The organism is Bartonella sp. MR63HLJHH (assembly GCF_042194155.1).
Lineage (GTDB): Bacteria > Pseudomonadota > Alphaproteobacteria > Rhizobiales > Rhizobiaceae > Bartonella > Bartonella grahamii.
In genome coordinates, this window is record NZ_JBHIMN010000004.1 from 55,935 (window position 1) to 80,869 (window position 24,935).

General features: G+C 36.8%; 19 protein-coding genes. 11 read left to right on the forward strand and 8 right to left on the reverse strand.

What is annotated here, in order from left to right; translation table 11 throughout:
• Window positions 1-6 precede the first annotated feature (6 nt).
• The gene (locus tag ACFIKQ_RS03690; protein WP_375655971.1) at window positions 7-885 is read right to left on the reverse strand and encodes a methyltransferase; all 879 of its coding nucleotides are present in this window, start codon (window positions 883-885) and stop codon (window positions 7-9) included.
• Between the two features lie 197 nt (window positions 886-1,082).
• On the opposite strand from ACFIKQ_RS03690, the gene ACFIKQ_RS03695 reads away from it, so the two are divergent.
• Both ACFIKQ_RS03695 and grxC read left to right on the forward strand, forming a co-directional pair.
• Window positions 1,083-1,868, forward strand: a complete 786-nt coding sequence (locus ACFIKQ_RS03695; protein WP_012754790.1) for a ComF family protein — start codon at window positions 1,083-1,085, stop codon at window positions 1,866-1,868.
• A 47-nt stretch (window positions 1,869-1,915) separates the two neighbouring features.
• Window positions 1,916-2,170, forward strand: coding sequence for a glutaredoxin 3 (grxC, locus tag ACFIKQ_RS03700; protein WP_273787883.1), 255 nt, complete (start codon window positions 1,916-1,918; stop codon window positions 2,168-2,170).
• A 20-nt stretch (window positions 2,171-2,190) separates the two neighbouring features.
• Here grxC and ubiG read toward each other — a convergent pair whose 3' ends face one another.
• The gene (gene ubiG / locus ACFIKQ_RS03705) at window positions 2,191-2,934 is read right to left on the reverse strand and encodes a bifunctional 2-polyprenyl-6-hydroxyphenol methylase/3-demethylubiquinol 3-O-methyltransferase UbiG (protein WP_375655973.1); all 744 of its coding nucleotides are present in this window, start codon (window positions 2,932-2,934) and stop codon (window positions 2,191-2,193) included.
• 189 nt (window positions 2,935-3,123) lie between these two features.
• Between ubiG and ACFIKQ_RS03710 the strand changes: the two genes are divergently transcribed.
• Window positions 3,124-4,380: an aspartate kinase gene (locus ACFIKQ_RS03710; protein ID WP_012754793.1), complete on the forward strand. Its 1,257-nt coding sequence runs from the start codon at window positions 3,124-3,126 to the stop codon at window positions 4,378-4,380.
• A gap of 2,422 nt (window positions 4,381-6,802) precedes the next feature.
• On the opposite strand, the gene nhaA is transcribed toward ACFIKQ_RS03710, so the two are convergent.
• Window positions 6,803-8,161 carry a Na+/H+ antiporter NhaA gene (gene nhaA / locus ACFIKQ_RS03715; RefSeq protein ID WP_375635794.1) on the reverse strand — a complete coding sequence of 453 codons (1,359 nt, stop codon included), beginning with the start codon at window positions 8,159-8,161 and terminating at the stop codon, window positions 6,803-6,805.
• Between the two features lie 146 nt (window positions 8,162-8,307).
• A complete protein-coding gene (locus ACFIKQ_RS03720) occupies window positions 8,308-10,014 on the reverse strand; it encodes a hypothetical protein (protein ID WP_375647194.1) in 1,707 nt (568 codons plus the stop codon).
• Window positions 10,015-10,388: 374 nt separating this feature from the next.
• Between ACFIKQ_RS03720 and ACFIKQ_RS03725 the strand changes: the two genes are divergently transcribed.
• The 8 genes from ACFIKQ_RS03725 to ACFIKQ_RS03760 all read left to right on the forward strand — a co-directional run bounded on the left by ACFIKQ_RS03725 (window position 10,389) and on the right by ACFIKQ_RS03760 (window position 18,612).
• Window positions 10,389-12,161 (forward strand): SLC13 family permease, encoded by a 1,773-nt coding sequence (locus ACFIKQ_RS03725; protein WP_375652837.1) that lies wholly within the window; start codon window positions 10,389-10,391, stop codon window positions 12,159-12,161.
• A gap of 582 nt (window positions 12,162-12,743) precedes the next feature.
• Window positions 12,744-13,415 (forward strand): tetratricopeptide repeat protein, encoded by a 672-nt coding sequence (locus ACFIKQ_RS03730; RefSeq protein ID WP_012754797.1) that lies wholly within the window; start codon window positions 12,744-12,746, stop codon window positions 13,413-13,415.
• Between the two features lie 4 nt (window positions 13,416-13,419).
• Window positions 13,420-14,844 carry a ribosome biogenesis GTPase Der gene (gene der / locus ACFIKQ_RS03735; RefSeq protein WP_375644557.1) on the forward strand — a complete coding sequence of 475 codons (1,425 nt, stop codon included), beginning with the start codon at window positions 13,420-13,422 and terminating at the stop codon, window positions 14,842-14,844.
• A gap of 1,078 nt (window positions 14,845-15,922) precedes the next feature.
• Complete coding sequence (locus ACFIKQ_RS03740) at window positions 15,923-16,357, forward strand: AtpZ/AtpI family protein (protein WP_375638711.1); 435 nt, start codon at window positions 15,923-15,925, stop codon at window positions 16,355-16,357.
• A gap of 7 nt (window positions 16,358-16,364) precedes the next feature.
• Window positions 16,365-17,123, forward strand: a complete 759-nt coding sequence (locus ACFIKQ_RS03745) for a F0F1 ATP synthase subunit A (RefSeq protein ID WP_375635839.1) — start codon at window positions 16,365-16,367, stop codon at window positions 17,121-17,123.
• Between the two features lie 54 nt (window positions 17,124-17,177).
• Complete coding sequence (locus ACFIKQ_RS03750; protein ID WP_005773968.1) at window positions 17,178-17,408, forward strand: F0F1 ATP synthase subunit C; 231 nt, start codon at window positions 17,178-17,180, stop codon at window positions 17,406-17,408.
• Window positions 17,409-17,539: 131 nt separating this feature from the next.
• Complete coding sequence (locus tag ACFIKQ_RS03755; protein ID WP_375644558.1) at window positions 17,540-18,106, forward strand: F0F1 ATP synthase subunit B; 567 nt, start codon at window positions 17,540-17,542, stop codon at window positions 18,104-18,106.
• Window positions 18,107-18,117: 11 nt separating this feature from the next.
• Window positions 18,118-18,612, forward strand: coding sequence for a F0F1 ATP synthase subunit B (locus ACFIKQ_RS03760; protein ID WP_375638709.1), 495 nt, complete (start codon window positions 18,118-18,120; stop codon window positions 18,610-18,612).
• Window positions 18,613-18,736: 124 nt separating this feature from the next.
• On the opposite strand, the gene glyS is transcribed toward ACFIKQ_RS03760, so the two are convergent.
• The 4 genes from glyS to ACFIKQ_RS03780 form a co-directional block, all read right to left on the reverse strand.
• Window positions 18,737-20,959 carry a glycine--tRNA ligase subunit beta gene (gene glyS / locus ACFIKQ_RS03765; RefSeq protein ID WP_375644559.1) on the reverse strand — a complete coding sequence of 741 codons (2,223 nt, stop codon included), beginning with the start codon at window positions 20,957-20,959 and terminating at the stop codon, window positions 18,737-18,739.
• Window positions 20,959-21,900: a glycine--tRNA ligase subunit alpha gene (locus tag ACFIKQ_RS03770; RefSeq protein WP_375655975.1), complete on the reverse strand. Its 942-nt coding sequence runs from the start codon at window positions 21,898-21,900 to the stop codon at window positions 20,959-20,961. Before ACFIKQ_RS03770 ends, glyS begins: the two co-directional genes overlap by 1 nt.
• Window positions 21,901-21,992: 92 nt before the next feature.
• Window positions 21,993-23,687: a tetratricopeptide repeat protein gene (locus ACFIKQ_RS03775; protein WP_375635786.1), complete on the reverse strand. Its 1,695-nt coding sequence runs from the start codon at window positions 23,685-23,687 to the stop codon at window positions 21,993-21,995.
• Window positions 23,688-23,782: 95 nt separating this feature from the next.
• A complete protein-coding gene (locus ACFIKQ_RS03780; RefSeq protein WP_375644561.1) occupies window positions 23,783-24,859 on the reverse strand; it encodes a polyprenyl synthetase family protein in 1,077 nt (358 codons plus the stop codon).
• Window positions 24,860-24,935 lie beyond the last annotated feature (76 nt).

A 24,935-nucleotide genomic window follows, 5' to 3' on the forward strand; every position in this document is an offset into this window, starting at 1 on the left:
TTTAGGTTATGTTTTTTGGGGTTGTAAAACATCTGTAAGAGATATTTGCGCTGAACTAGGTTGTAAGGGTTTTTGTTGATTGGGATGAGGAGCCCAACCAGAGAGCCAAATGAAAGAAAAATGTGCACGAATACGTCCATCAGGATCACTAAATCGTTGTGCATAGATTTCAGCTGCGCGGAGAAAAAAACGTTTGGATACAGGGCGTCGTGAACGATTGATGAGTGCATTTTGCATTCCCATAGCTTTAAGATCGTGCATAAGGTCAAACATTGTATTATAACGTATTGTGATATCTTCAACGTCTGCTACAGGCAGGGCAAAGCCAACACGCTGTAAAAGAGCGCCTGCATCACGAATGTCGGCAAAAGGATAGATCCTAGGGCTTGCTCCACCATAAATTTCACTTTCAGCTTGCAGAAGGCTTTCGCGCAATTCTCTTAATGTACCAGCTCCTGCCATAACAGCAAGAAATAAGCCATCTGGTTTAAGGGTGTTTTTTATCTGGCTTAGAACACCAGGGGTATCATTGGTCAATTGTAATGAAAGAAGTGAAACAATAAGGTCACAGTAACTTTGAGGTAAATCAAGAAATTCCCGATGACGTAAATGAAATTTTTTATCATGGCTTTGATAAAGCGTATTGGTCTCAATACGTTCTATGGAACAAACTTTTCCAGATTTCATTAAAGCTTGCGCAGCAAGGTCTGTATGGCTGTGTAAATCGAGAGCTAATGTAAAGAGGCGATCAACAGTGCTAAGACGTTTATAGAGATCTTCTGCCATGTGAGAGAGTAAAAAGTCGTATCCTTTTTTTGCTTTTTGAAAGGCACGTTTTCGGAATTGTTCAATGCGGTTATGATCAAAAATTAAAGGATGCGACATATTGTGGAACACTTTCGATCTATGAAAGAATATATTTTGAAAAGGTTCATTATTTGTGCAAGCTCTGTCAAGTTTATAATATAAAAGAAAAATAAATTTATAGAAGGTAAGAATTTTTAAAGGAATTAAAATTATAAATTGAGGAAATACAAAGGAACTTTTGTTCTGAGGGAAACTTGTAAAAGCCTAAATTTATAATGTTGTATTTTCGAGAAGCGGCGTTAAGTAGTGGGGATATACTAAGTAAGTTCATTGAACGCTTGAAAACGGTGCTTTATCCACCAATTTGTCCTGGATGTAAGCAAAATGTTTCTACTTATGGCACGATTTGCTCCGAATGTTGGAAAGACCTTCAATTTATCACTAAACCTTATTGTCCTGTTATGGGGACTCCCTTTGTTTGTGATATGGGGGATGGTTTTCTCAGTGGTGAAGCGCTTCGTAATTCTCATCCTTTTTCACGTGTCCGTTCTGCTATTGTTCATAAAGGGCTTGCACGAGCTTTAGTAACGCGCTTAAAATATGGTGATCATATAGAATTGGCATCATTTATGGCCAACTGGATGATGTTTGCTGGACGCGAGGTTATTGATGATTGTGATGTTATTATTCCCATTCCATTGCATTTTCGTCGTTTTTGGGAGAGACGTTATAATCAATCTGCTGAGCTTGCGCGTTATATTGCAGCATCACAAAAAAAGCTTTTAAAACCGAGTTGGCTTGTTCGTTGTCGGCATACCCGTCCGCAGGTTAGTCTTTCTTCGAGAGAGAGAAAACTTAACGTAAAAAATGCTTTTAAGGTTTCGCATAAGGTTAAAAAATATCTCAAAGGATGTTCTGTTTTGCTGATTGATGATGTATTTACAACAGGTGCAACAGTTACAGCAGCAGCTGCTGCATTAAAATATGCAGGTGCGCGACAGGTTGATGTGCTAACATTTTCGCGTGTTCTCAAAGAAGATTCTATTTTTCCCTCCTCGTAAGAGGAATTTAAAGTGAATATTATTAAAAAATATTGGAGGATAATACTATGAAAGAGATAATAATTTATACACGCCCTAACTGCCCTTATTGCACAAAAGCACGTGATTTGCTTAATAAAAAAGGCGTAAAGTATACAGATATTGATGCTTCCACATCCCTTCGCCAAGAAATGGTACAGCGTGCAAATGGACGTAATACATTTCCACAAATTTTTATAGGTGATTATCACGTTGGCGGTTGTGATGATCTTTATGCTTTAGAGGCTGAGGGAAAGCTCAATTCTTTATTACAAGGCGTATAATATTTGTAAATTACATATCCTTAAGACCGTTTTGCGAGAAGGAGATAGTTAACGCTCATGTCTTTTGAGCGATTCCAGCTGTCGTTTAATGGGTTATAAGTAATCCCTATCTCATCAATGATAGTTAGGGCGTTTTTTGATAAGAAATTTTTAAGTTCTAGAGGTTTTAGGAATTTTTTATAATCATGTGTTCCTTTAGGAAGCCAATGTAGAATATATTCAGCGCCTACAATAGCAAGCCCCCATGATTTCCACGTGCGGTTGAGTGTTGAGACAAACATTAACCCTTGTGGTTTCAACATTTTTGCTGTAGCTGCTATGAAGAGATTAACATCAGCGACATGTTCAACAACTTCCATATTAAGGATGATATCAAATTTTTCTCCTTCATTGGCAAGAGCTTCTGCTGTCATCGTGCGGTAATCAATGGAAAGATCATTTTGAGCTGCATGGGTTTTTGCGACTTCAATATTTGTTTGTGCAGCATCAACGCCTACGACCATAGCGCCAAGACGTGCCATTGGTTCACATAACAAGCCTCCTCCACAGCCAATATCAAGAATTTTCAAATTATCAAAGGGCGTAAATGAACAAGGGTCACGATTAAACTCTAAACAGATTTTTTCTCTGATGTAAGCAAGGCGTGTTGGGTTAAATTGGTGAAGAGGTCGAAATTTTCCTTGTGGATTCCACCATTCTGTAGCAATACGTGAAAAATGATCAATTTCACTTTGATCAATAGTTGTTTGTGTTTCATCTATCATGTTGCCTGCCTTTTATTTTTAATGATCAAGTCCAGTAGATTTTATACAAAGTCAAGAGAAATTAATATAATCATAATGAAACTTGCACAAATGATAGATATTCGCTATGTCGAGAAAATGGTTAGTTGATACAGCATCTAATTCTCATTACCGTTTGAGATAAAAGATGTAAAGGTAAGAGTGTTATTAATGGCGCGCATTGTCATGAAATTCGGTGGAACATCTGTAGCAAATATTGAATGTATTCATAATGTTGCACGGCATGTCAAAAGAGAGATTGATGCAGGCAATGAGGTTGCCGTTGTCGTATCTGCGATGGCTGGTAAAACCAATGAGCTTGTTCAGTGGACGTGTGATGCTTCCTCCAAGCATAGAGATGCTCGTGAATATGATGTTGTGGTTGCTTCTGGTGAACAGGTTACTTCAGGTTTGTTGGCTTTGACACTTCAAGAAATGGGTGTGAATGCACGTTCATGGCTTGGTTGGCAAATTCCTATTCATACAGACAATGCGCATGGACGTGCACGTATTACTGATATTGATGGATCTTTTTTAATCGAGTGTTTTCAGGAAGGTCAGGTTGCCGTTATTGCTGGTTTTCAAGGGTTAGCTCCAGATAACCGGATTTCTACCTTAGGGCGTGGGGGATCAGATACAAGTGCTGTTGCTATAGCCGCGGCTGTACAAGCTGATCGCTGTGATATTTATACGGATGTAGATGGTGTTTATACAACGGATCCACGTATAGAACCGAAAGCGCGTCGTTTACCAAAAGTAGCTTTTGAAGAAATGCTGGAAATGGCTTCTCTTGGTGCAAAGGTTTTACAGGTTCGTTCTGTTGAATTGGCAATGGTTCATAAGGTTCGTACCTTTGTGCGTTCAAGTTTTGAGGATCCTGATGCGTTAGGCATGGAGGATCCAATGAGTTCTTCTGGAACACTTATTTGCGATGAGGATGAAATCGTGGAACAACAAAATGTTACTGGTATTGCTTTTGCTAAGGATGAAGCGCAAATTTCCCTTCGTCGGCTTGCCGATCGTCCAGGGATTTCGGCAGCAATTTTTGGTCCCTTGGCTGAAGAGCGCATTAATGTTGATATGATTGTGCAAAATATTTCTGAAGATGGCTCAAAAACTGATATGACTTTTACTGTACCATCATCAGATGTAGAAAAAGCCGTTGCACTACTTGAGAAGAATCGCAAAGAAATTGGATTTGATGTTCTCCAATTTGAAAGTGATCTTGCCAAGGTATCTGTGATTGGTATTGGAATGCGTAGCCATGCAGGTGTTGCCGCTACAGCATTTAAGGCTTTGGCTGAAAAGGGTATTAACATTCAAGCAATTACGACCTCAGAAATTAAAATTTCTATTTTGATTGATAGTGCTTACACTGAACTTGCGGTTAGAACATTACATGCTGTTTATGCACTTGATAAGGGATGAGCATTTTTTAGTTTTAACAAAGTTTCAATAACATAAAGCTTTAATATATATTAATAATTTTTGTTAAGGACAATTTATATTTTTAACTTAAATAGAATATTTAATACAGCAAAACTCTCTCATTTTAAACTTGTTCATGATGAATTTAAAAATGGTTGCTTATACATGACAAGAGAAAGATGTTTAGGTAAAAAATGTTTAAGAAGGGATATAAAATATGCCGTCTATAAACGTTTTAAAGCCTATAGAGAGGGATAGTGAAGTCTTCACAATAAGCTTTAATAGAATAAGGAACAATGGCACTGCGTTTATTCAAAGGATGCATGTGACATGAGGGACAGCCTTGTGAATACAGATTTAATATTATAAATCTTAGAGAAATTTGAGCTCATTGGATTAGTGACGGAATTATCAAAAATAGAATCGAAGATGTATTTCCTAGAAATATTTAGCTTGTCTCAAATGGTTGTTTATAGCTTTATGTGTATCTTGTAAATTTATTTTTTTCCGTATTATGAGGCAATAAAAATATATCTCTATAGACAATATTTATGTTGCGCTATAAGTTGTAGAATTACTATATCTTATGCGTTTACGGCTTATAGCTCTTCGGAAGCACTTTTCATAAAATCATGTAACGATAGATCAAAATTAAATGATAATGTTATAGCGTGCTGCTTTCATGATTTCATTACTTAAATTTTTTCTCATGTCTATTTATCTTTTTTTGAATTATGACTAATATTTTCAGAGTTTTCGATACCTCTATATGTTCTTTAGGTTAACTTTCTTCCCTTAACTACTCTATTACAAGTATTTTCTTTGTCATACTGCCACTCACGCATGAAATACATTCTTTCGTTTGTGCCGTATATCGTGCTAGTTTCTTATCATGTTTACATATTTTTCAAATGGTTGTTTTTGTAATTAAAACTCTTCTTGTAAGAAATATAGCCATTTTTATTATTCTAATTTTGTTAAATATTTTTTCTCACAATTTGTTTTTATTCAGTATATGAATGTGAAACGTATTCTCTTGTTTTGTAATTACTTTTTAATAGCATAATGCATTCGAATGGGGATATCCATTTGAAGTGAATATAAGATATGTTATCAAAGTGCAGTAATTAATACACTTATTCCCAATAAATCTTTTGTTTTTTGTTACCTGTATCAATATCTAATGTCAGCGCAGATGCACGTTTGATGATATATATATTGAGACGGATAAGGGGACTACGAGCAACTCCTGTTTTTGTATGCCAGATAGGAACAAGGGTGTTGCGTATACTTGTTGGGGGAACCTCTGAAATGGAGATAAAACCTAATTGGGGGAGAATATGAAGCCATAAAAGTGAAAACCAGTTTCCATTTTACAACTTCCTTTTAATTCTGCTTTACAACTTTCAAAGATATTGACAGAAATATCTTTGAAATAATGGATATTATATATTGATTCACGTTTTGTTTATTGCGTTATTTAAATCGTATATGCCTTTCACGTAAAACAAAACGCTATTATATTGCCAATTTACGCGCTTGTTTTAAATAAATATTTCTCCCCAAGCCCATTACGGCGCTTGTGGATGGCGTAACGTAAAATTTATTGGGGACCATCTCCTTTACTTAGATCAAAGGTGTCAGTTGGTCGTCATCATTTTATTTTTAGTTTTCGTGTTGAACAGCTCTTGTGTTGATATGAAGCATTCTTATTTCTTTCTTCAAATAATGTGACTCCATATTCCTCCTTGGCTGGTGACGTGTAAGGGAATAGTCTTGATTGATTGATCATGTACAGATTTGAAATGAGCAAATCTTACGATATTTGGAGTCCATTCAAGATTTATAATGATAAAGTATCATTATAAATCGAATATTTTTACCAAAAAATAATGTGCCTTTTAAGAAGATAAAAATTAAAGTTTTTAGAATACCGGCAATAATCAGTAACGAGGAGGGTGGTTTATTGGGAAAAAATAAGCCATGGAATTACTTAACTGATTACGGAATTTTGCTTATTCTTATCTGTTTCGTATAATTAAAGATAAGATATTGATTTATAATAATTAAATTTTTCTTTATAGTGAATAACTTCCCGACGAAAGGCCGCTTCTCTGAAACCACGAAGCCTTTTATATTGAAACAATTAAAATCATTCTTGTGTATATCACGATTGGAGTTAGTGTATGAATAAAAGATTATTGAAGAAAGGAATAAAAATATTTCTTATGAATCTTCTTAAGTGTCAAAGGTGTTGCGACATTAGAGACTAGTAAATAGTATGATGATATTAGTTTTCTCCTTCATAAGTGTAAAGATGAGGTGAGACAACGGATTTCACATTAAATATTGTCCGAATCCAACAAATGAGCAAAATCACTTTTTAAGAGTTTTGCATAAAAATGTATTTTCAGTTAGTTTGTTAGGAACTATGAGAAATTCCTTTATTGCGCTTAATATAAATAAATCCATATCCCAGACCGATAAGAGCAGATAAACCAGAGCCACAAAGGACCCCAATTTTTGCAGCATCAAGCAGAATAATATCTTTAAAAGCGAGCATTGAAACAAAGATAGACATTGTAAAGCCAATTCCTGCTAAAAAACCAATGAGTAAAACACCTGTCCATGTCATATGAGGGGGTAGGCGGCATAGCCCTGATTTTACGGCTATATAACTGGCTGTGATAATACCAAGAGGCTTACCAACGAAAAGACCAATGACAACACCCAAAACAATCAAGAATGATTTGTCAGAAGAAAGATCAAAGTTTGCAAAACTTACTCCTGCATTTGCGAAGGCAAAGACCGGCATGATACCGTATGCAACCCATGGATGCAACGCTTTTTGAACGCGTGTTACTGGAGCAATCATGGCCCGTTGTCCTTTGCGCATTTTTTTCAATGCGGTTGAAATATGATGCAGATCTGTTTTTGTATTTTTTTCTTGAAGAATTTGCATAGCGTTACTGAGCATGGTGAGTGGCGCCACAAGAGTACGGGTAGGAAGAACGGGAGTCATCATTCCTAAGATTACACCAGCAAGTGATGGGTGAACACCTGTTACCATTAAACCCCACCAGATGATTGCACCAGGTAAAATGTAAAGCCATGCTGATGCAAGTCCGATCCACTGAAAAAATAGCACCAAAGCAATACCTGCTCCTGCAATCATTAAACCGCTAGGATCAATGTTTGTTGAGTAGAAAAAAGCAATAATAAGAACAGCGATAATATCATCAATAATCGCTAATGATAGAAGAATAATATGAAGATTAGAAGGAATTTTTTTTCCAAGAAGAGCAAGAATACCTAGAGCAAAGGCAATATCTGTTGCTGTTGGCACAGCCCAACCGCGTATATGTCCCTCGTTAAAGTTGAAGATAAAGTAAATAATTGCGGGAACACAAACGCCTCCTATTGCGGCAACAATTGGTAAGATTGCTTGTCTAAAATCGGCAAGAGCACCTTCATGAATTTCGCGTCGAATTTCCATTCCTGCGACGAGAAAGAAAATAGTCATAAGAGCATCATTAACCCAGAAATGTAAATCCCATGAAAGAGTGAAATGACCCAAATTAAAGCCAAGAGGTGTATGCCAAAAAGATTCATAGAAAGCAGCATATTTAGAATTGGCAAAAATAAGTGCAGCAGCAGCAGCTAATAAAAGAACAATACCACTAAGAGCTTCAATATGGAGAAAACGCTCGATCGCAGAAAGCGCTTGATTGGTGACACGAGAAGCGCGATTAGGTAGGCGATTTGAAGATAAATCAGACATGAACAACTCCAAGCATCGACAATTTTAGATTCTATATTCTCTGTGTAAATGACTTTGTATGATACCTTCTGTATCATATAAAAGCAAAAAGAGGAATAAAGTTCTTAATTTATAGACAAAATCATCATATTTAAAGCACAAAATGTTTAAGGTGATGCTTCATTTTTAATAGTGAGATGTACTTTGTTTAAAGCCTTGGATAGATCATTTTGTAGAGCAGATTCGAGATCAACCATCGTGAGCGCTTTATTATCTTTTGCTTTAATTTTAACAATCAATGTTTGTGGATTTTTAGCAAATTCCCCTAAGGATTTTGAAATTTTTTCTGCTTCGTCATGATTTTTTAGAAGCATTTTTGGGGTCTGCGTCATCATTAGATAGAAATCGTCATAGAGCTCCTTTTTAAGATCATGTTGGTTGTCATTAAGATTTTGCGCAAGATAAGAAAAAAGCTTCTCAATGAAACCTGCATCCCTATATTGCACATCAATTTCATTGATGCCAAAGTCTTGAGAAGCAGCAATCATTACATTTTGCTGACCAGAAAAAAGCTTTTCATCAACATCAATAACCTTAGCTGATATGTTCCCAGATCCAACGTCTCTCATATTGAAAGACATTGCATCAAGAAGGAGCATACGTTTTTTTTCATCGTAAGAAATATCAATTTTTCCTGAAATGTCAAAGCGCTCAAAGTTCAGATTTTTGAAGAACTCTAAGTCTTTTTCATTCATTTTTTTAGGTAAAACAGAAAGGTTATTGAGAGAAAGAAAAAGCTTTTTGGGGATAGGTTGTTTCCACAAGGTTGGTTTAAATTGGAGTGATTCGAGTGTTGCTTTCAACTGCGGTATATCAACGGTGATATTATCAATTTTGGCATCCGCTGAGGTAATGGCGAGCAGTATGTTTAGAAGAAGACCATTTTGTGCTATTTTTTCAGCGATTTTATTATTCTCTTTTCTTGCATTAAGATAAGCTTTGATCAATTTTTCAGGAGTTTGTTCAAGCGGCTTCATTTTTAAACCAGATGTTTTAAACTGTCCGAGGAAGAAAGAACTGCTTTTTTCCGCTTCTTCTAAAACATCGACACTTACATTATTCAGAGAAATGGGGCCAGTGACGGTTTTACCTTGGTTGAGAGCATTGTTTTTTCCAAAAATGATAGAATAGGCATAGTTGATGTCGATATCATGGGCTTTTATTGTATCACTTTTAGCCATAAGCTGCATCTGTTTGGCACCATTTACTGCAACTGTTTTAAGATCCATATTTTTAATACTAACTGAATGGATATGGCCATTTTTAAAATCAGAAAGCTGGAAATTCTTGACTTCAACCGTTTCTATTCGGTTGTTTTTATTTTCTATAGAAAGTTGTATATTGGGAGCAATAATTGAGGAAAGCTCAATACGCATCATTGATTGTAAAAGCCGTGATGTTATCGTTCTATCTTTTTCTTTTAAGGATACACTCCGAAGAGAAATTTGGGGAATTTGCACATGAATATTATTATGCTTTAAATCAACATTATAAAATGTAAAAGTTCCGGGAATAAAGGAAAGGGGAGGACGGGCAGAAATGGCACCAATTCTAAGTGATGTACCAGCTGGAACAGGTAATGTCACATTCTTCAAATTGACTCTACCTAGAATGCTTACTTCAGATGTTCGGGCTTTTATGCCACGACGGGCTATTTCTTGTTTTACAAAACTGTCAAGATAGGGTTTTGCGATATAAAATCCACCAACAATTATAATTGCCAAAATAGCAACAAATCCAATAATGCAAGTGAGCCAATATCTGAGGTTACTTTGATACCCACTATTAAGATTGAGCATTCTTTCTTCTTTCATTTTTATCACTCTTTGAATTGAGAGTGAAGATAAATTCTTTTAAGCAACGACAAAGGTTTAAATATAGCGTGTACCAGTTTCAACAATTATCTACTCTCTATATTAGAGTTATTCTCATCTTTTTTGCAATAGAGCTTTATCAACTTTTATCAATTTTCTTTGAGTTTAGCTCTTTATAGAAAAGAACGCATAATAACGCATAATAACGCATAATAAGGAGAGGTAAGTTTATGCGCATCATAATTTTTTATCATTTTAAAATTATCCTAAAATATTCCGATGTCTGTTTTTATCTTGCTGCTGTTTATAGGAATATTTAAAACATAAAAAATATGTTTTTGTGCATTATAATTTAATGGGGAGAGGTGAGTGTTATGACAGAAAATCAAATAATGGCTTTTTCGATCATTGGTCTCATGATGGTTGTTTTTATTTGGGATCGATTTCGTTATGATCTTGTTGCTATTTGTACGTTATTAATAGCTTGTGCTCTTGGTCTTGTCAGTCCGAAGGAAGCTTTTAGCGGTTTTAGTAATGATATTGTTATTATCGTGGGGAGTGTGTTTGTTGTCAGTACGGCCGTATCGCGCTCTGGTATAATGGAATTTATTATTCAACGGATATGGCCAGATGTGAAATCTGTGCGTCTTCAATTAGCCTTTTTAGTTCTTTCTGTTGTCGTATTATCAATGTTTGTTAAAAATATTGGTGCTTTGGCTATTATGCTTCCGATAGCTTTTCAGTTTGCACGTCGGTCTCAGGTTTCTCCTTCTGTCTTTTTGATGCCCATGGCCTTTGGTTCTTTGTTGGGGGGGCTTATGACACAGATAGGAACATCTCCCAATGTTGTTATTTCAGCGATGCAAGAACGTTTAGCAGGAACACCTTTTACTATGTTTGATTTTACACCAGTTGGTGCGGTTATTGCGGCGGCTGGTGTTGTATATTTAGTCTTTTTTTATTGGCTTTTGCCTGTACGTGTGCGTTCAGGTGTATCATTTGATGATGCCATTGATATTCGTAATTATGTTGCAGAAGTGCGTATTCCAATAAATTCACCGATTATAGGGAAAAATATTGTTGATTTGGTTAAGCCATCAAGTGGTGACGTTATGGTGATTCAAATCATCAGAAACAAAGTATCTATTTCACCGTTACCAGATTTTGTTTTGTCTGAAAATGATATTATTTTGCTGGAAGGGTCGCATACAGGGTTAGATAGCGTGATGAACTCTGCTCGTTTAGAGTTTTCTAAGGGGCGAACTATTGCTGCAGGTGATAAGGACAGTGACATCGATATTATTGAAGCAGTCATCACCCATAATTCACCTCTTATTGGTATTAGTGCGAAAGAGTTTTCCCTATTTGATCACTATAATGTAAATTTGCTTGCATTAAGTCGTCAACATGAAAGGGTGCGGGGAAGACTTGATGATATTATTTTCCATCTTGGCGATGTGATTGTTTTGCAAGGACAGGATGCAGTTATTCCAAATTTATTAAGAGAATTGAAATGCCTGCCCCTAGCAAAACGAAATATTGTGTTTGGAAATTTACGACATGGTTTCATCTCTTTAGCTGTTTTATTTATAGCAATTATTTTTACAGCTTTTCATATTGTTCCCGTTGCGTTTTCTTTTTTTTCTGCTGCTGCTGCAATGGTTATCTTTCGCGTTTTGCCCGCGCGTGATCTGTATCAGGCATTAGATGGCCAAATATTAGTACTATTAGCGGCTCTTATTCCAGTAAGTGAAGCGTTAGAGAAAACAGGATGTACGGATCTCATTGGTCAATGGCTGAGCCAATTGGCAATATTTTTCCCGCCATCTGGTGCCTTAGCACTTATGTTGGTGACAGCTATGTTGGTCACGCCATTTTTGAATAATGCAGCAACAGTGATGATGGTAGCACCAATTGCGTCAAGTTTTGCTCATTCCCTACATTATAAGCCTGAAGCTTTTTTGATGGCTGTTGCAATTGGTGCGGGCTGTGAGTTTCTTACACCTATTGGACATCAAAGTAATATGCTCGTGATGGCACCAGGAGGATATCGTTTTAGTGATTATCCACGTTTGGGTGCTCCATTGGCGGTGTTGATCATTATTATTGCTGTTCCAATGCTTATGTGGGTTTGGCCCCTACAATAGGATATTTTTAGAAACTTTAAGGATCAATTACAAAAGGTTGTTAATCGTATAAAGATAAGTTGAAGGGATACATTTTGTATAAAGAGCTTTAACTGAAGATTTGAAATTATACCACACTTTTATTATGGTACTTCGGTATTTTTGATACAGATAAGATTCATCTATTTGGTTTTAGTAGGTGTTCGTGGAAATTTATTTTTTGTTCAAGTTTTTAAAAGAATTGTCTTTTCTATTATAATTCTATAATCCAATATTATCAACGATTGCGTTGAAGACTTTAAAAGATTATCTCTCTATATAATGGGGAGAAAGTCCGCTTGAGATGATAGGCAATCATGATAAATATTAAAACAGTGAATTTTTTATAAGACTCAAAACAATATATAAAAGCTGTAATGTGAACAAACAGGGCGGTTACATCATTTTCGATTAAGACTGTTGCAAAAATCCGATTGATTTGGCTACTGTTGATTTAAAATAAATAAACGAGCAATTTAAAGATTTTTAGTTAATTAGGACTACCATCTTTGTCCATTTATGCGTAAAAGCACAGGGAAAGTAACTTTTTTCAAGGTATGATATATGTCGTATGATAGTTTTATTGCTGAAGTGAATGCAGAATTTCGTCAGGAAAAGGCGCTTGCTTTTTGGAGGCGGTATGGTTTTTCAATTATTGGAGCAGCTATTCTTTTTATACTCATGATAGTTGCTTATCAAATTTACCATCATCAGCAAATAAAGAAAGCCGGTTATATTGGTGATGCATTTGTAAAAAGTCTTGATTTTGCGGATACACGTCATTTTGATAAAGCGATAAAGCAATTAGAAACTGTTAAAACCTCTCATTTTGGGGGGTATCCTTTTCTTGCTCGTTTACGTGAGGCTTCTTTACTCATGGAGAAGGGTGACATTATTAAGTCAGTGGAGATTTTTGATTCTGTTGCAGCGGATGAGAAAGCACCAGAGATTTTGCAGAAAGTTGCAAAAATTCGGGCGGCTTATATCCTAGTTGATACAGGGACATTAGCTGATGTTGAAAAGCGTATCAAAGATATGACAAGTGATACCGATCCTATGCATATGTCTGCAAGAGAGGCTTTAGGTTTAGCTGCTTATAAGGCGGATAAAATGGATGAGGCGGTTTATTATTTTAAGAAAATTTCTGAAAAAGGTGCTTTGGGTTCAAAAATAACAGATCGGGCTCGAATAATGCTTGAGCTGATACAAGCTGAGGGCAAGGCAAATAAGGAATAAATCGATGAGCCTTACCATTGCTATCGTTGGTCGTCCCAATGTTGGGAAGTCAACACTATTTAATCGTTTGGTTGGGAAAAAATTGGCTTTGGTTGATGATAAGCCTGGTGTAACACGTGATCGACGCATTCATGCGGCAAAACTTCAAGATCTACGTTTTGATGTGATTGATACGGCTGGGCTGGAAGAAGCAGGTGATCATACACTTGAGGGGCGTATGCGTTCTCATACAAAAGCTGCGATTGATGAAGCGGATCTTATTTTATTTGTATTTGATGCAAAGAGCGGGATAACACCAAGTGATTTAAATTTTGCTTCATTGGTTCGCAAATCAGGAAAGCCAATTGTGCTTGTTGCTAATAAGTCTGAGTCAAGAGCGGCAACAGGAGGAGAGTATGAGGCGTGGTCATTAGGTTTGGGGGAGCCGTGCCTAATATCGGCTGAACATGGTTTGGGACTTAGTGATCTGCGTGATGCAATTATAGATGCTGTGGGGTCAGAGCATGCTTTTGGCAACAACAAAGAAGAAGATATTACGATACAGCTTGCATCTGTTGGTGATGATGTAAACGATTTGGAAGAAGAAGAGCTTATTTACGATGAAAGTAAGCCCATTAGGATTGCAATTGCAGGGCGTCCCAATACAGGAAAATCCACTCTTATCAATAGTATGTTGAAACAAGAGCGCTTGTTAACAGGACCAGAAGCAGGACTTACGCGTGATTCTATTTCTGTAGATTGGGAATGGCGTGGTCGTCATATTAAACTTTTTGATACTGCAGGTTTACGTCGAAAATCGAAAATTCAAGAAAAATTAGAAAAACTATCTGTTGCAGATACTTTACGTGCTATTCGTTTTGCAGAAGTGGTGGTCATTGTTTTTGATGCAACGATACCTTTTGAAAAGCAAGATTTACAAATTGCTGATCTTGTGATTCGTGAAGGGCGTGTTCCAGTTATTGCTTTCAATAAGTGGGACCTTATTGAAAATAGTCAGACCACATTGATTGATTTGCATGAAAAATGTGCGCGATTTCTTCCTCAAGTTCGTGGTTTGAGAGCTGTTCCTTTATCAGGACAATATGGTCAAGGGATTGATAAACTGATGGAAAATGTCATGATGATGCACCGTGTATGGAATCGTCGCATTTCGACGGCTAAATTGAACCAATGGCTTGGAACTGTTGTTGCACATCATCCACCTCCTGCGGTTTCTGGACGTCGACTTAAGGTTAAATACATCACACAGGTTAAGACACGTCCTCCTGGATTTATGATTTCTTGCTCGCGCCCCAAAAGTATGCCACAGTCGTATTTGCGCTATCTTGTCAATGGGTTACGTGAAACATTTGATATGTCTGGTATACCCGTTCGCATATCATTACGAGCCTCTGATAATCCTTTTGCGACACGTTCCAAAAAGAAATGATAACTCTTTAATTTTTTTAAGTGATGAAATCTATACTTGAGAATCTTAAAAATAAGTTTTTTCAATGATCGTTCTTTTCATAAAAGAAAAAATTTTTATTTGCTAAAGTTTTAATTTTATTGATAATCATTTACCATGAGCGCTATTGAATAGAGTTCTCTCATCTTGATAAAGATCATTTATTTGCATGTTATGAGAAGAGTTTAATAGGGAGTATTTAAGAAAGAGTACATCATCCTCTTAATGGGTTATTTAAATGCAAGAATAGATGCAAATATGAGGGTAGGGAAATACAATTATGATGCTCGTTTGAAAAGAAGCATTAAATTATCGTTTTATAAAAATAAAGATTATGAATAAGCGCTTTTGCTTACGATAGTTTGTCTAAATAAAAAGCAAAAATATTTGCTGAATCTACCGATATTCAATTGTAAAGGGCGAAATTCAAAAAAGTGGATTAAAATTGTATAAAGTAGTATGGTGATTTTATTTAAATTTTATTGTGTTCTATTGGCTTGACCTATTTGAAATTTTAGATTTATCGTATTTAAAGGAACCTCTCTTAATACCCTCAAGCTCATTGAGTGATGGGTTCTGTGATGGCATATGTAAAATACTTTGCGAATAGGATCATATAAAAACCATTAATCATTTTCATAAAATAAAAAGTGCAAGTTTATTTGAATAAAAGGAACAAAACAACGCTCTCATACTGTTTTTAGCTTTCTATGTTCTCTTTCAAAACTAGAATTGATATAACATTGGGAGCTGGAAAATAAGATGGTATCAGTTTACACCTTTTGTTAAGCGTAAAAGTGGCTGTTCTATGAGTTTTATATCATTCACGGGAACTTTTCGTTATACATTCACGGGTGCTGTCGTGAAATCGGTTTAGGTGCTCAGAATATCTTTTTAAGAAAGATGTAAATTAAAAAATACGTTATTTATACAATAAAATTTATACGATAATTTGTGATAGATTTCTTTTAGTATCTTGACGAATAAATTCGGGAACAATATGATGCACACGGTTTTATGAAATGCATTCTTACTTTGCTTTTTAATTAAGGAGCCAATGATGGCGATGGGCGAGAAACCCGTTATAAGCCGTAAGGAGGCTGAAGAGGAAAAGCAAGGAGAGTGTCTTCATTCAGAGGATTTGGAATGTCGTAGTAGGAACTTAAGCGTAGCTTTAGTGCGCAAGCGGGCATTAAAGAAGCGGGAGCATAAGAATAAGCGAGAAAAATCACAAGGAGGGATGGCAAATGCAATTAAGCTTTCCAGTGAGTTTCTGGCGAGTGTTATAGTTGGTGTTATTTTAGGGTTAGGGTTTGATAAGTTAGCAGGTTCGTATCCTTGGGGATTGGTATTTTTTCTCTTCTTTGGATTTGCTGCTGGTGTAGTGAGTATTCTTCGGTCTGTGGGGTATGTTTCCTCCAGTCAATTAGGAAAAAAAGGCGTATTGCGCCAAGATAAACAAGATAAAGGGGCCAATGAGAGGTCCGATAAATGAGGTTGAAGTGACAGCGCACGCTCCAGATCCTATTCATCAGTTTGAGGTTTCAAGGCTGATTAAGATTTCCATAGGAAATATGGATTTATCGTTTACAAATGTATCATTGTTTACAGTTCTCACGGTTGTTATAACTTCTATTTTTCTCTTCATTTCATCATCAAGTCGTGGATTGGTTCCAACGCGGATGCAGTCTCTTTCGGAAATGGCATATGAGTTTGTAGCATCGACTCTGCGGGAATCATCTGGTGTACAGGGAATGCAGTTTTTTCCTTTAGTTTTTTCTCTGTTTACTTTTATTTTGGTTGCTAACTTTATTGGTCTTTTCCCTTATTTTTATACGGTTACATCACAGATCATGATCACGTTTTCGTTAGCAATGGTGGTAATTTTGACGGTGATTGGTTATGGCTTTTATAAGCATGGGGTCAGTTTTTTGAAACTGTTCGTTCCCAGTGGAGTTCCTGTTGTGGTTTTGCCTCTGGTGACAATGATTGAGGTTATTTCTTTTCTCTCCCGTCCAATTAGTCTTTCTCTTCGTCTTTTTGCGAATATGCTTGCTGGTCATATTACGCTCAAAGTGTTTTCTGGGTTTGTTGTTTCAATGATTGGGGTAGGACTCGTAGGTGTGGGTGGTTCGGTTTTACCGCTTATTATGACTGTAGCGATTACTGCTCTTGAGTTTTTGGTCGCATTTCTTCAGGCTTACGTCTTTACGGTTTTAACTTGTATGTATCTTAATGATGCAATTCATCCAGGACATTAATAGAACTGGCGGTTTTCCGTCGAATAATGCAATTTCGCTTTAAAGGAGAATAACATGGAAATGGTGCTTGCAGCAAAATATATTGGCGCTGGTCTTGCTTGCTTTGGTATGGCTGGAACAGCTTTAGGACTTGGTAATATTTTTGGTAGCTATCTTTCTGGTGCATTACGAAATCCATCAGCAGCGGATAGTCAGTTTGGACGTCTTGTCTTTGGTTTTGCTGTAACAGAAGCTTTGGGAATTTTTTCACTGCTCATTGCTTTACTACTTCTTTTTGGGGTTTAATCATCATCAAAAGGGTATATCTGTTCTTGCATGAGGAAAGATTTACCCTTTTAGCTCTTAACCAGAAAGATGTCAGTCAGTTATCATCGGTTATAGAGGGCTTTAATAAGCTATTTAAAGGATGAAAGAAGATGTTTGTTTCAAGCGCTTATGCACAGAACACTGAAACGTCGATAGAACATATTAAAAAGGTGGCAGAACATGCAAATCGCGTGTTTCCGCCTTTTGATTTTGTACATTTTGGTTCGCATTTTTTCTGGTTGGCGATTTCTTTCGGACTTTTTTATCTTTTTATCTCTCGTGTAATTGTATCACGTATTGGTGGTGTTATTGAAACGCGGCGAGATCGAATCGCATCTGATTTAGATCAGGCAATGCGCATGAAGCAGGAAGCAGACATTGTTGTTGAAACTTATGAGCGGAAATTAGCAGAAGCGCGTTTGAAAGCGCATGCTATAGCGCAGGTAGCTAGTGAAGAATTAAAAGAAAAAGCAGAGCTTGAACGGAAAGAAATTGAAGAGAGTTTAGAAAAAAAACTCGCAGATGCTGAAAAACAGATAGCAAAAATTCGGGATAAAGCGATGCAAAATGTTGGTTCTATCGCTGAAGAAGTGGCTCTTGAAATTGTGAAAAAATTGATTGACGTTGATATCAGCAAAGAGGCTGTTCGTTCAGTTGTTAAAACTGCGGATTATTGAGGAAGACAAAAATGACTGATACTTTTTGGGCATTTGTTGGGTTAGTTCTTTTTTTAGCTCTTTTAGTCTATTTCCGAATTCCACAGAGGGTTATACACCATCTTGATGCGCGCGCGAAGCGTATCAAAGATGAGCTGGATGAGGCTCTGCGTCTTCGTGAAGAGGCACAGGAAATATTGGCTGAATATCAACGCAAACATGCAGAAGCAGAAAAAGATGCGCAAGAAATTATTGCAGCAGCAAGACATGAAGTTGAATCTGTTATTGCTGAGGCTCGTACAAAAGCAGAAGAATATGTAAAAAACCGCAATAAATTGGCAGAGCAAAAAATTGCTCAAGCAGAAGCGGATGCGATACGCATGGTTTCTTCATCGGCTATTGATTTGGCAATTTCTACAGCACGTATCCTTATTGCAAAGGAATTAGATTCTAACAAGGCAGATGAACTTATTAAAGAGTCTCTTGAGAAAGAATCATTTATCAAAATGAAAACATATCTTAATTAATGATATTTGAGAGATAAAAAATGTCCTCTTTGGTTGCATAATTTTCTCAATATTAATTAATAAAAGTCATAAAAAAGAAAAATTTATCTTCATTATTTTTATCAATTAATAGGACATTTTGATTCTAAATGACAAGTTTTGAAAAGTCCGCAATCGATTGTGTAATAATGTGAATACGTTTGAGAAGAGCAAGACGGTTAGCACGAACATCGGGTTTTTTATCATTCACCAATACCTTTTCGAAAAATATATCAATCAATTTTCCAAGTGGCGCTAGCACACTGAGTGCAAATGATAAATTTGTCGCATTGATGGGAGCTAGAACCTGTTTTTCTACTTCACAGATTGCACGATAGAGCTGCTTTTCTTCTTTCTCGACAAAGAGCTCAGGATTAATTTCATTCGCTATTGTTGTGCTTTTTTGAAATTCATTTTCAAGAATATTGGCAGTACGTTTTACAGAGGCTACAAAGTTCATTCCATCATGGGTATTGATAAAAGCGATAAGCGATTCGACACGACGTGCAACCAATAAAAAATCATCAGAATCTTTATTTAAAACGGCTTCAAGGGCATCGTAACGAGCACCTTCCTCTTTTAGATAGATTTTCAAACGGTCATGAAAAAAGAATAACAGGTCTGATAAAATATATTCTGTTTTTTCTGGAAGCAGATTCAGCAATTGTGAATTTTCTCTTTGAGAGATTTCATATTTATTTTTTTGTTGTAAGAAAAGATTCATTGCTAACTGAAACAGTGGCATAAGATTGATTTTCCAATCTCGCGAAAGTACAAGCCTAATAACTCCCAGTGCTGCTCGTCTTAACGCATAGGGATCTTTTGAGCCCGTTGGTTTTTCATTAATGAGCCAAAAGCCAACGAGCATGTCAATTTTGTCGGCGAGCATAACGGTTATAGCAAGCGGTTCTTGTGGAAGACGATCTGTTGGTCCTTGAGGTTTATAATGGTCCTCAATTGCTACAGCTACGCGAGGATCTTCCTCTTGAAGAAGGGCATATTTTTGCCCCATAACCCCTTGTAGTTCAGGAAACTCTCCGACAATTTCTGTTTGCAAATCAGCTTTTGCAAGGATTGCTGCACGTTTTGCTAAAAGAGGATCTGTCTGTATCAAAGGTGCAATTTCTTGTGCGAGTGTAGCAATGCGTTCTATTCTTGCACCTTGCGTACCTAATTTAGCATGAAAAGTTACATTCAAATGATCAAGTCGCGCCATTCTTTGATCGAGAGGTTTTTTTATATCAAGATCAAATTTTTTTATAGAAGATTCTAATTGTTGAATATCAGGCAAATCACGCTGATCGGTTTGCCAAAAATAAAGTGCATCAGAAAGACGGGCACGGACAACCTTACTATTTCCTTTTGAAATTTCTTTGCCTTCATCATTTGAAAGAATATTAGAAACGAGAATAAAATGATGAGAAAGTTTTACTTTTTCTCCTTGTTTACGGGTAACAAAACATTTTTGATTGGCTCGAATGGTCAAGCGAATAATTTCTGGAGGAATATCAAGGAATGATTGGTCAAAATCACCTATCAGGATAACAGGCCATTCAACAAGACCAGCAACTTCTTCTAGGAGGGGATTGTCTTGAACCAGTTCTAAACCGTTGGCAAAGCAGAGATTTTGGGCATCAGCTAAAATAATATTCTTTCGTCTCTCGGCATCCAGAATGACTTTATGGGTTTCAAGTTGAGTAACATAATCATCAAAGCGGCGCACTTGAAATGGCTTTCCATCACTTAAGAAACGATGACCATAAGTTAAATTATTGCTTTTAAGAGAACCAATTGTAAACGGAACAACATGTGTTTCACCAATTTCTGGTCCGAAGACGCAAAGAATGTTTTGTAAAGGTCGAATCCACTTCAGAGCACCATTTTGTGCTGAATCTTTTCCCCAACGCATAGATTTCGGCCACGGAAAGTTGCGGATAATATTCGGTAAAATATCGGCAATAATTTCTTCTGCAGCTCGACCTTTTTTAACAATTTTAGCAATATAAAAATGACCTTTTTTATCATCATGTCCAATATGTGCTTCAGAAATATCGTTTAATCCTGTTGCACGTAGAAAACCATCAATTACATGCTGTGGTGATTTTATACTAGGACCTCTTCGTTCTTCATGGATATCTTTTGAGCGTATAGAAAGTCCGCGTATGTCCAATGTTAGCCGACGAGGTGTCCAATATTCACGAGCAGCTTCATAGATCAATCCAGCATTCACAAGTTGATCTGTAACAGATTTTTTGAGATCAGCAGCAGCTTTTCGTTGCATACGTGCGGGGATTTCTTCACTGAAAAGTTCAAGAAGAAGATCAGACATTAGGCTTCTCCAGTATATATTTGTCCAGCTTCTGTGAGTAAGAAGGCTTCCCCACAACGGCGCGCGAGATCACGAACGCGAAGAATGTAATTTTGTCGTTCGGTTACAGAAATAACGCCACGTGCTTGCAAAAGATTAAAGATATGGCTCGCTTTAATACATTGATCATAGGCAGGAAAAACACAGCGATGTAATATATTTTCTTTATTTGGTTTTCCAGCATCAAGAAGTGCGCTACATTCGCGTTCTGCATCGATAAAGTGCTGATGTAGCAATTTTGTATCAGCAAATTCGAAGTTGTAATATGAGTATTCCTGTTCTGCCTGTAAAAAAATATCTCTATAACTTATTTTGTTTTCTCCCTCCAAACCATTAAAATTAAGGTCATAGACGTTATCAACCCCTTGGATATACATCGCTAGACGCTCAAGACCGTATGTAAGCTCCCCTGAAACTGGAGCACATTCAATGCCGCAAACTTGTTGAAAATAAGTAAATTGAGAGACTTCCATCCCATCGCACCAGCATTCCCATCCAAGCCCCCAAGCACCAAGGGTGGGACTTTCCCAATCATCTTCAACAAAGCGAATATCATGCATTTTTGTATCAAGCCCGATAGCTTGTAGCGACTTTATATAAAGTTCTTGTAGATTGAGCGGAGAGGGTTTGAGAAGCACTTGGAATTGATAATAGTGTTGTAAACGATTTGGATTCTTACCATATCGGCCATCTGTTGGACGTCTGGAGGGTTGGACATAAGCAACTTTCCAAGGGCGTGGACCTAGGGAGCGTAATGTTGTTGCTGGATGAAAAGTCCCAGCTCCGACTTCCATATCGTAAGGTTGCAAAATTGCACATCCATAGTGTGCCCAATAATTTTGCAAAGTTAAGATTAGTCCCTGAAAAGAACGTTTAGGGTTAAGATGTTCAGGCAGTTTCACGCTTTATACTCTTTATATTGGACTAAACAAAAAACCAAAGTAATTTTAGTTTCTCTGTTTATTATTTCATGTGGTTTATGGTTAAGCATCGTTTATTGCAAACCAAATTTCAACTTTTCTTGAATTTGTTCAGAATTTTCTGGTTTTCCGTCAATTGCGTGGTTCCATTGAAAGATTGCTTCACGTTTACGTCCAACTTTCCAATAGGCATCACCTAAATGATCATTCAGTGTTGGGTCCTCAGGTTGTAATCTGACAGCATTTTCTAATATTTGCACTGCTTTATTATATTCTTTTAGTTTATAATAAGCCCACCCTAAAGAATCGAGAATATGACTGTTGTGAGTTTGCAAAGCGGAAGCTTTTTGCAGCATACGGAGCGATTCTTCAAGCTTCTCACCACGTTCTACAAGGGAATAGGCTAAATAATTAAGAACCTGCGGCTGGTTTGGAAAAAATTCAAGCGATTTTCTCAAATCAATTTCTGCTTTTGGCCATTGCTTTAAACGTTCAAAAGCAATACCACGCTGATAAAAGAGTTTCCAATCGTCCTGCTGAAAGTTTTTTATCTGGGCAATAGCGGTGTCTAGAGTTTTAATGGCCTCAAGAAATTTATTGTCCTGCATATAAAAAGCAACGAGCGTTATCAAAATATTACGATCATTGGGAAATTTTTCATTTAACAATGTGAGTAATTTTATTGCTTCTTTGTAATTATTGTTATTGGCAAGAAGGAATGCAAGATGAAGTTGTCCATCTTTATAATAAGGAGATTTAGGGGATAAAGCGCGATAAAGTTTAATTGCTTTATGAGGATCACTCAATTTAGCAGAAATGTGTGCGAGCTGAAACAGTGTTGCGTCATTTTGAGGGTATAAGGCGAAAGATAATTGCTTAAAAATACGTGCAATTCGCCCTGAGTTTTTGTGGTTGAGGGCTGTTCCAAAATTATATAGTACCTCGGCTGCTCCTTGTTGAGGTGTTTTAATAACTCTCTCTAAGAAAGAGTTTTTTTCAATTTTTTCTCGAAAGTTTTTAAGGACTTCTCGACCTGACAACATTTGTTCGCCATGTTGGATTGTTTGAAGAGCTTGGTTACGCATATTATGGCGCAATTGGAATGAGGCATAGGCTATGATAATACGTTCATAGGTATTAGGAGCGATAAGAGTCCCCTGTTTGTTACTAAGTGCTTTAATGAAATATTTTTTTGCATCCTTTGGCTGTTCTGCAAGGTCGCTCATAAGTGCTAGATGATAAGATATAAAAAGGTCATACCAGACAGGACCTTTGAGTTTCTTAAGATCAGCGATTGCTTGAGATTTTTGTCCAGATCCAAATTTAATCCAAGCACCGATGAGTTCAGGTATTGGATTATTGGATTTCGGAGGTTCTTTTGATTGTAGAAGAAAATTGGCATTCTTATAGTCTTTTTTGATGAGACTTTCTACTGACAAAGTTAAGGAAACAAAGGGAGTTATAACATCTTGCTCTTTGAGTTTTTGGGCTTGTTGGACAGCTTCTTTAAAGTTTCCGACCGAGAGCATAGCTTCAAGGAGCTCTTTTTGTGTTTCAATGTTATCAGGTTGATAAACGAGTGCTTGTTTAAAGTAATTGATAGCAAGTTCTGTTTTATTTTCATGATTTGCAACCCTTCCAGCTAAATAAGCACCTGTAAATGAGCTTGTATGAATTGCGGTGCTTATTTTACTGTAGGTGGGGAATGGCATCAGCATGATACCCACGATAAAGAGGGTAAAAATTCGGGATACCGTTGCAGAGCACATGGAGCTAATCCTTTTCAAGATAATCAATCGATGGTGTTGTTTATAGATCATATCTCATTACTTTATTGAGAAATACTGCGATTCTTGCAAAGAATTCAGTTTACGCGCGCAATACAAAATTCAACAGTCTCAACGAGAGCATTGTAAGCAAGATTTTCGTTCATGGGAATAAGAGCATCAATTGCATGTTTTCCGTAGATGCGTGCTTGTTCTATTGTATCTGTGATACTATCATACTTTTCTATTAAGTGTTGCGCGTATGCGAAGGCTTCATTATTGTTATTGCCATCTTCAAGTGCTTGTTTCCAGAAATTTTTTTCTACTATATTTCCACGTTCATATGCGATAATAACAGGCATTGTTATTTTTCCTTCTCTAAAATCATCCCCTATATTTTTTCCTAAGCTTTGAGCACTACCGCTATAGTCAAGTGCATCATCAATCAATTGGAAAGCTAAACCTAAAGATGTTCCATATTCACGTAATGAAGAACGCTCTTTATGTCCATAGCCAGCAACAATCGGTCCTACTTCAGCGGCTGCTGAAAAAAGTGCGGCTGTTTTGGCATTGATGATTTTGAGATAGTCTGAAGGGCTGGTTTTGATATTTTTTGCAGCAGAAAGTTGCATAACTTCTCCTTCAGCAATAATTGCAGCAGCGTTCGCTAGGACAGAGAGCGCTTCTATGGAACCGACATCGACCATCATTTTAAAAGCCTGACCCAACAGGAAATCACCAACAAGTACGCTTGCTTGATTCCCCCAAATCATCCGTGCCGTGGATTTTCCACGTCGCAAATTACTTTCATCAATCACATCATCGTGTAGTAATGTTGCTGTATGCATAAATTCAACAGCTGTTGCGAGTTTTATATGCCCGTCACTTTGATAACCGAACATATGAGCAGAAGCGAGCGTAATCATTGGGCGTAATCGCTTTCCACCTGATGAAATAAGATGGTTGGAAATTTCAGGGATCATCTCAACCTCTGATTTTGCCATAGAGAGAATAAATTGATTTACGCGCTCCATATCTTTTTGAGTAAGATTGACAAGAGATTGAAGAGAAATTTGATTATTTCTTATTTGTTCTGGTTTGATAGCTGCGCTCAATGTGTTTACTCCTAGAGTATTGCAATGGACATATATAAAATTTACTTTATTTACTAGCATAAAGGGGGTTTGTGTTTGACTCAAGCTTTTGATGGCGCTTTGAAGTGTAAGCTTGGAATGTTATTGGCAATAAATG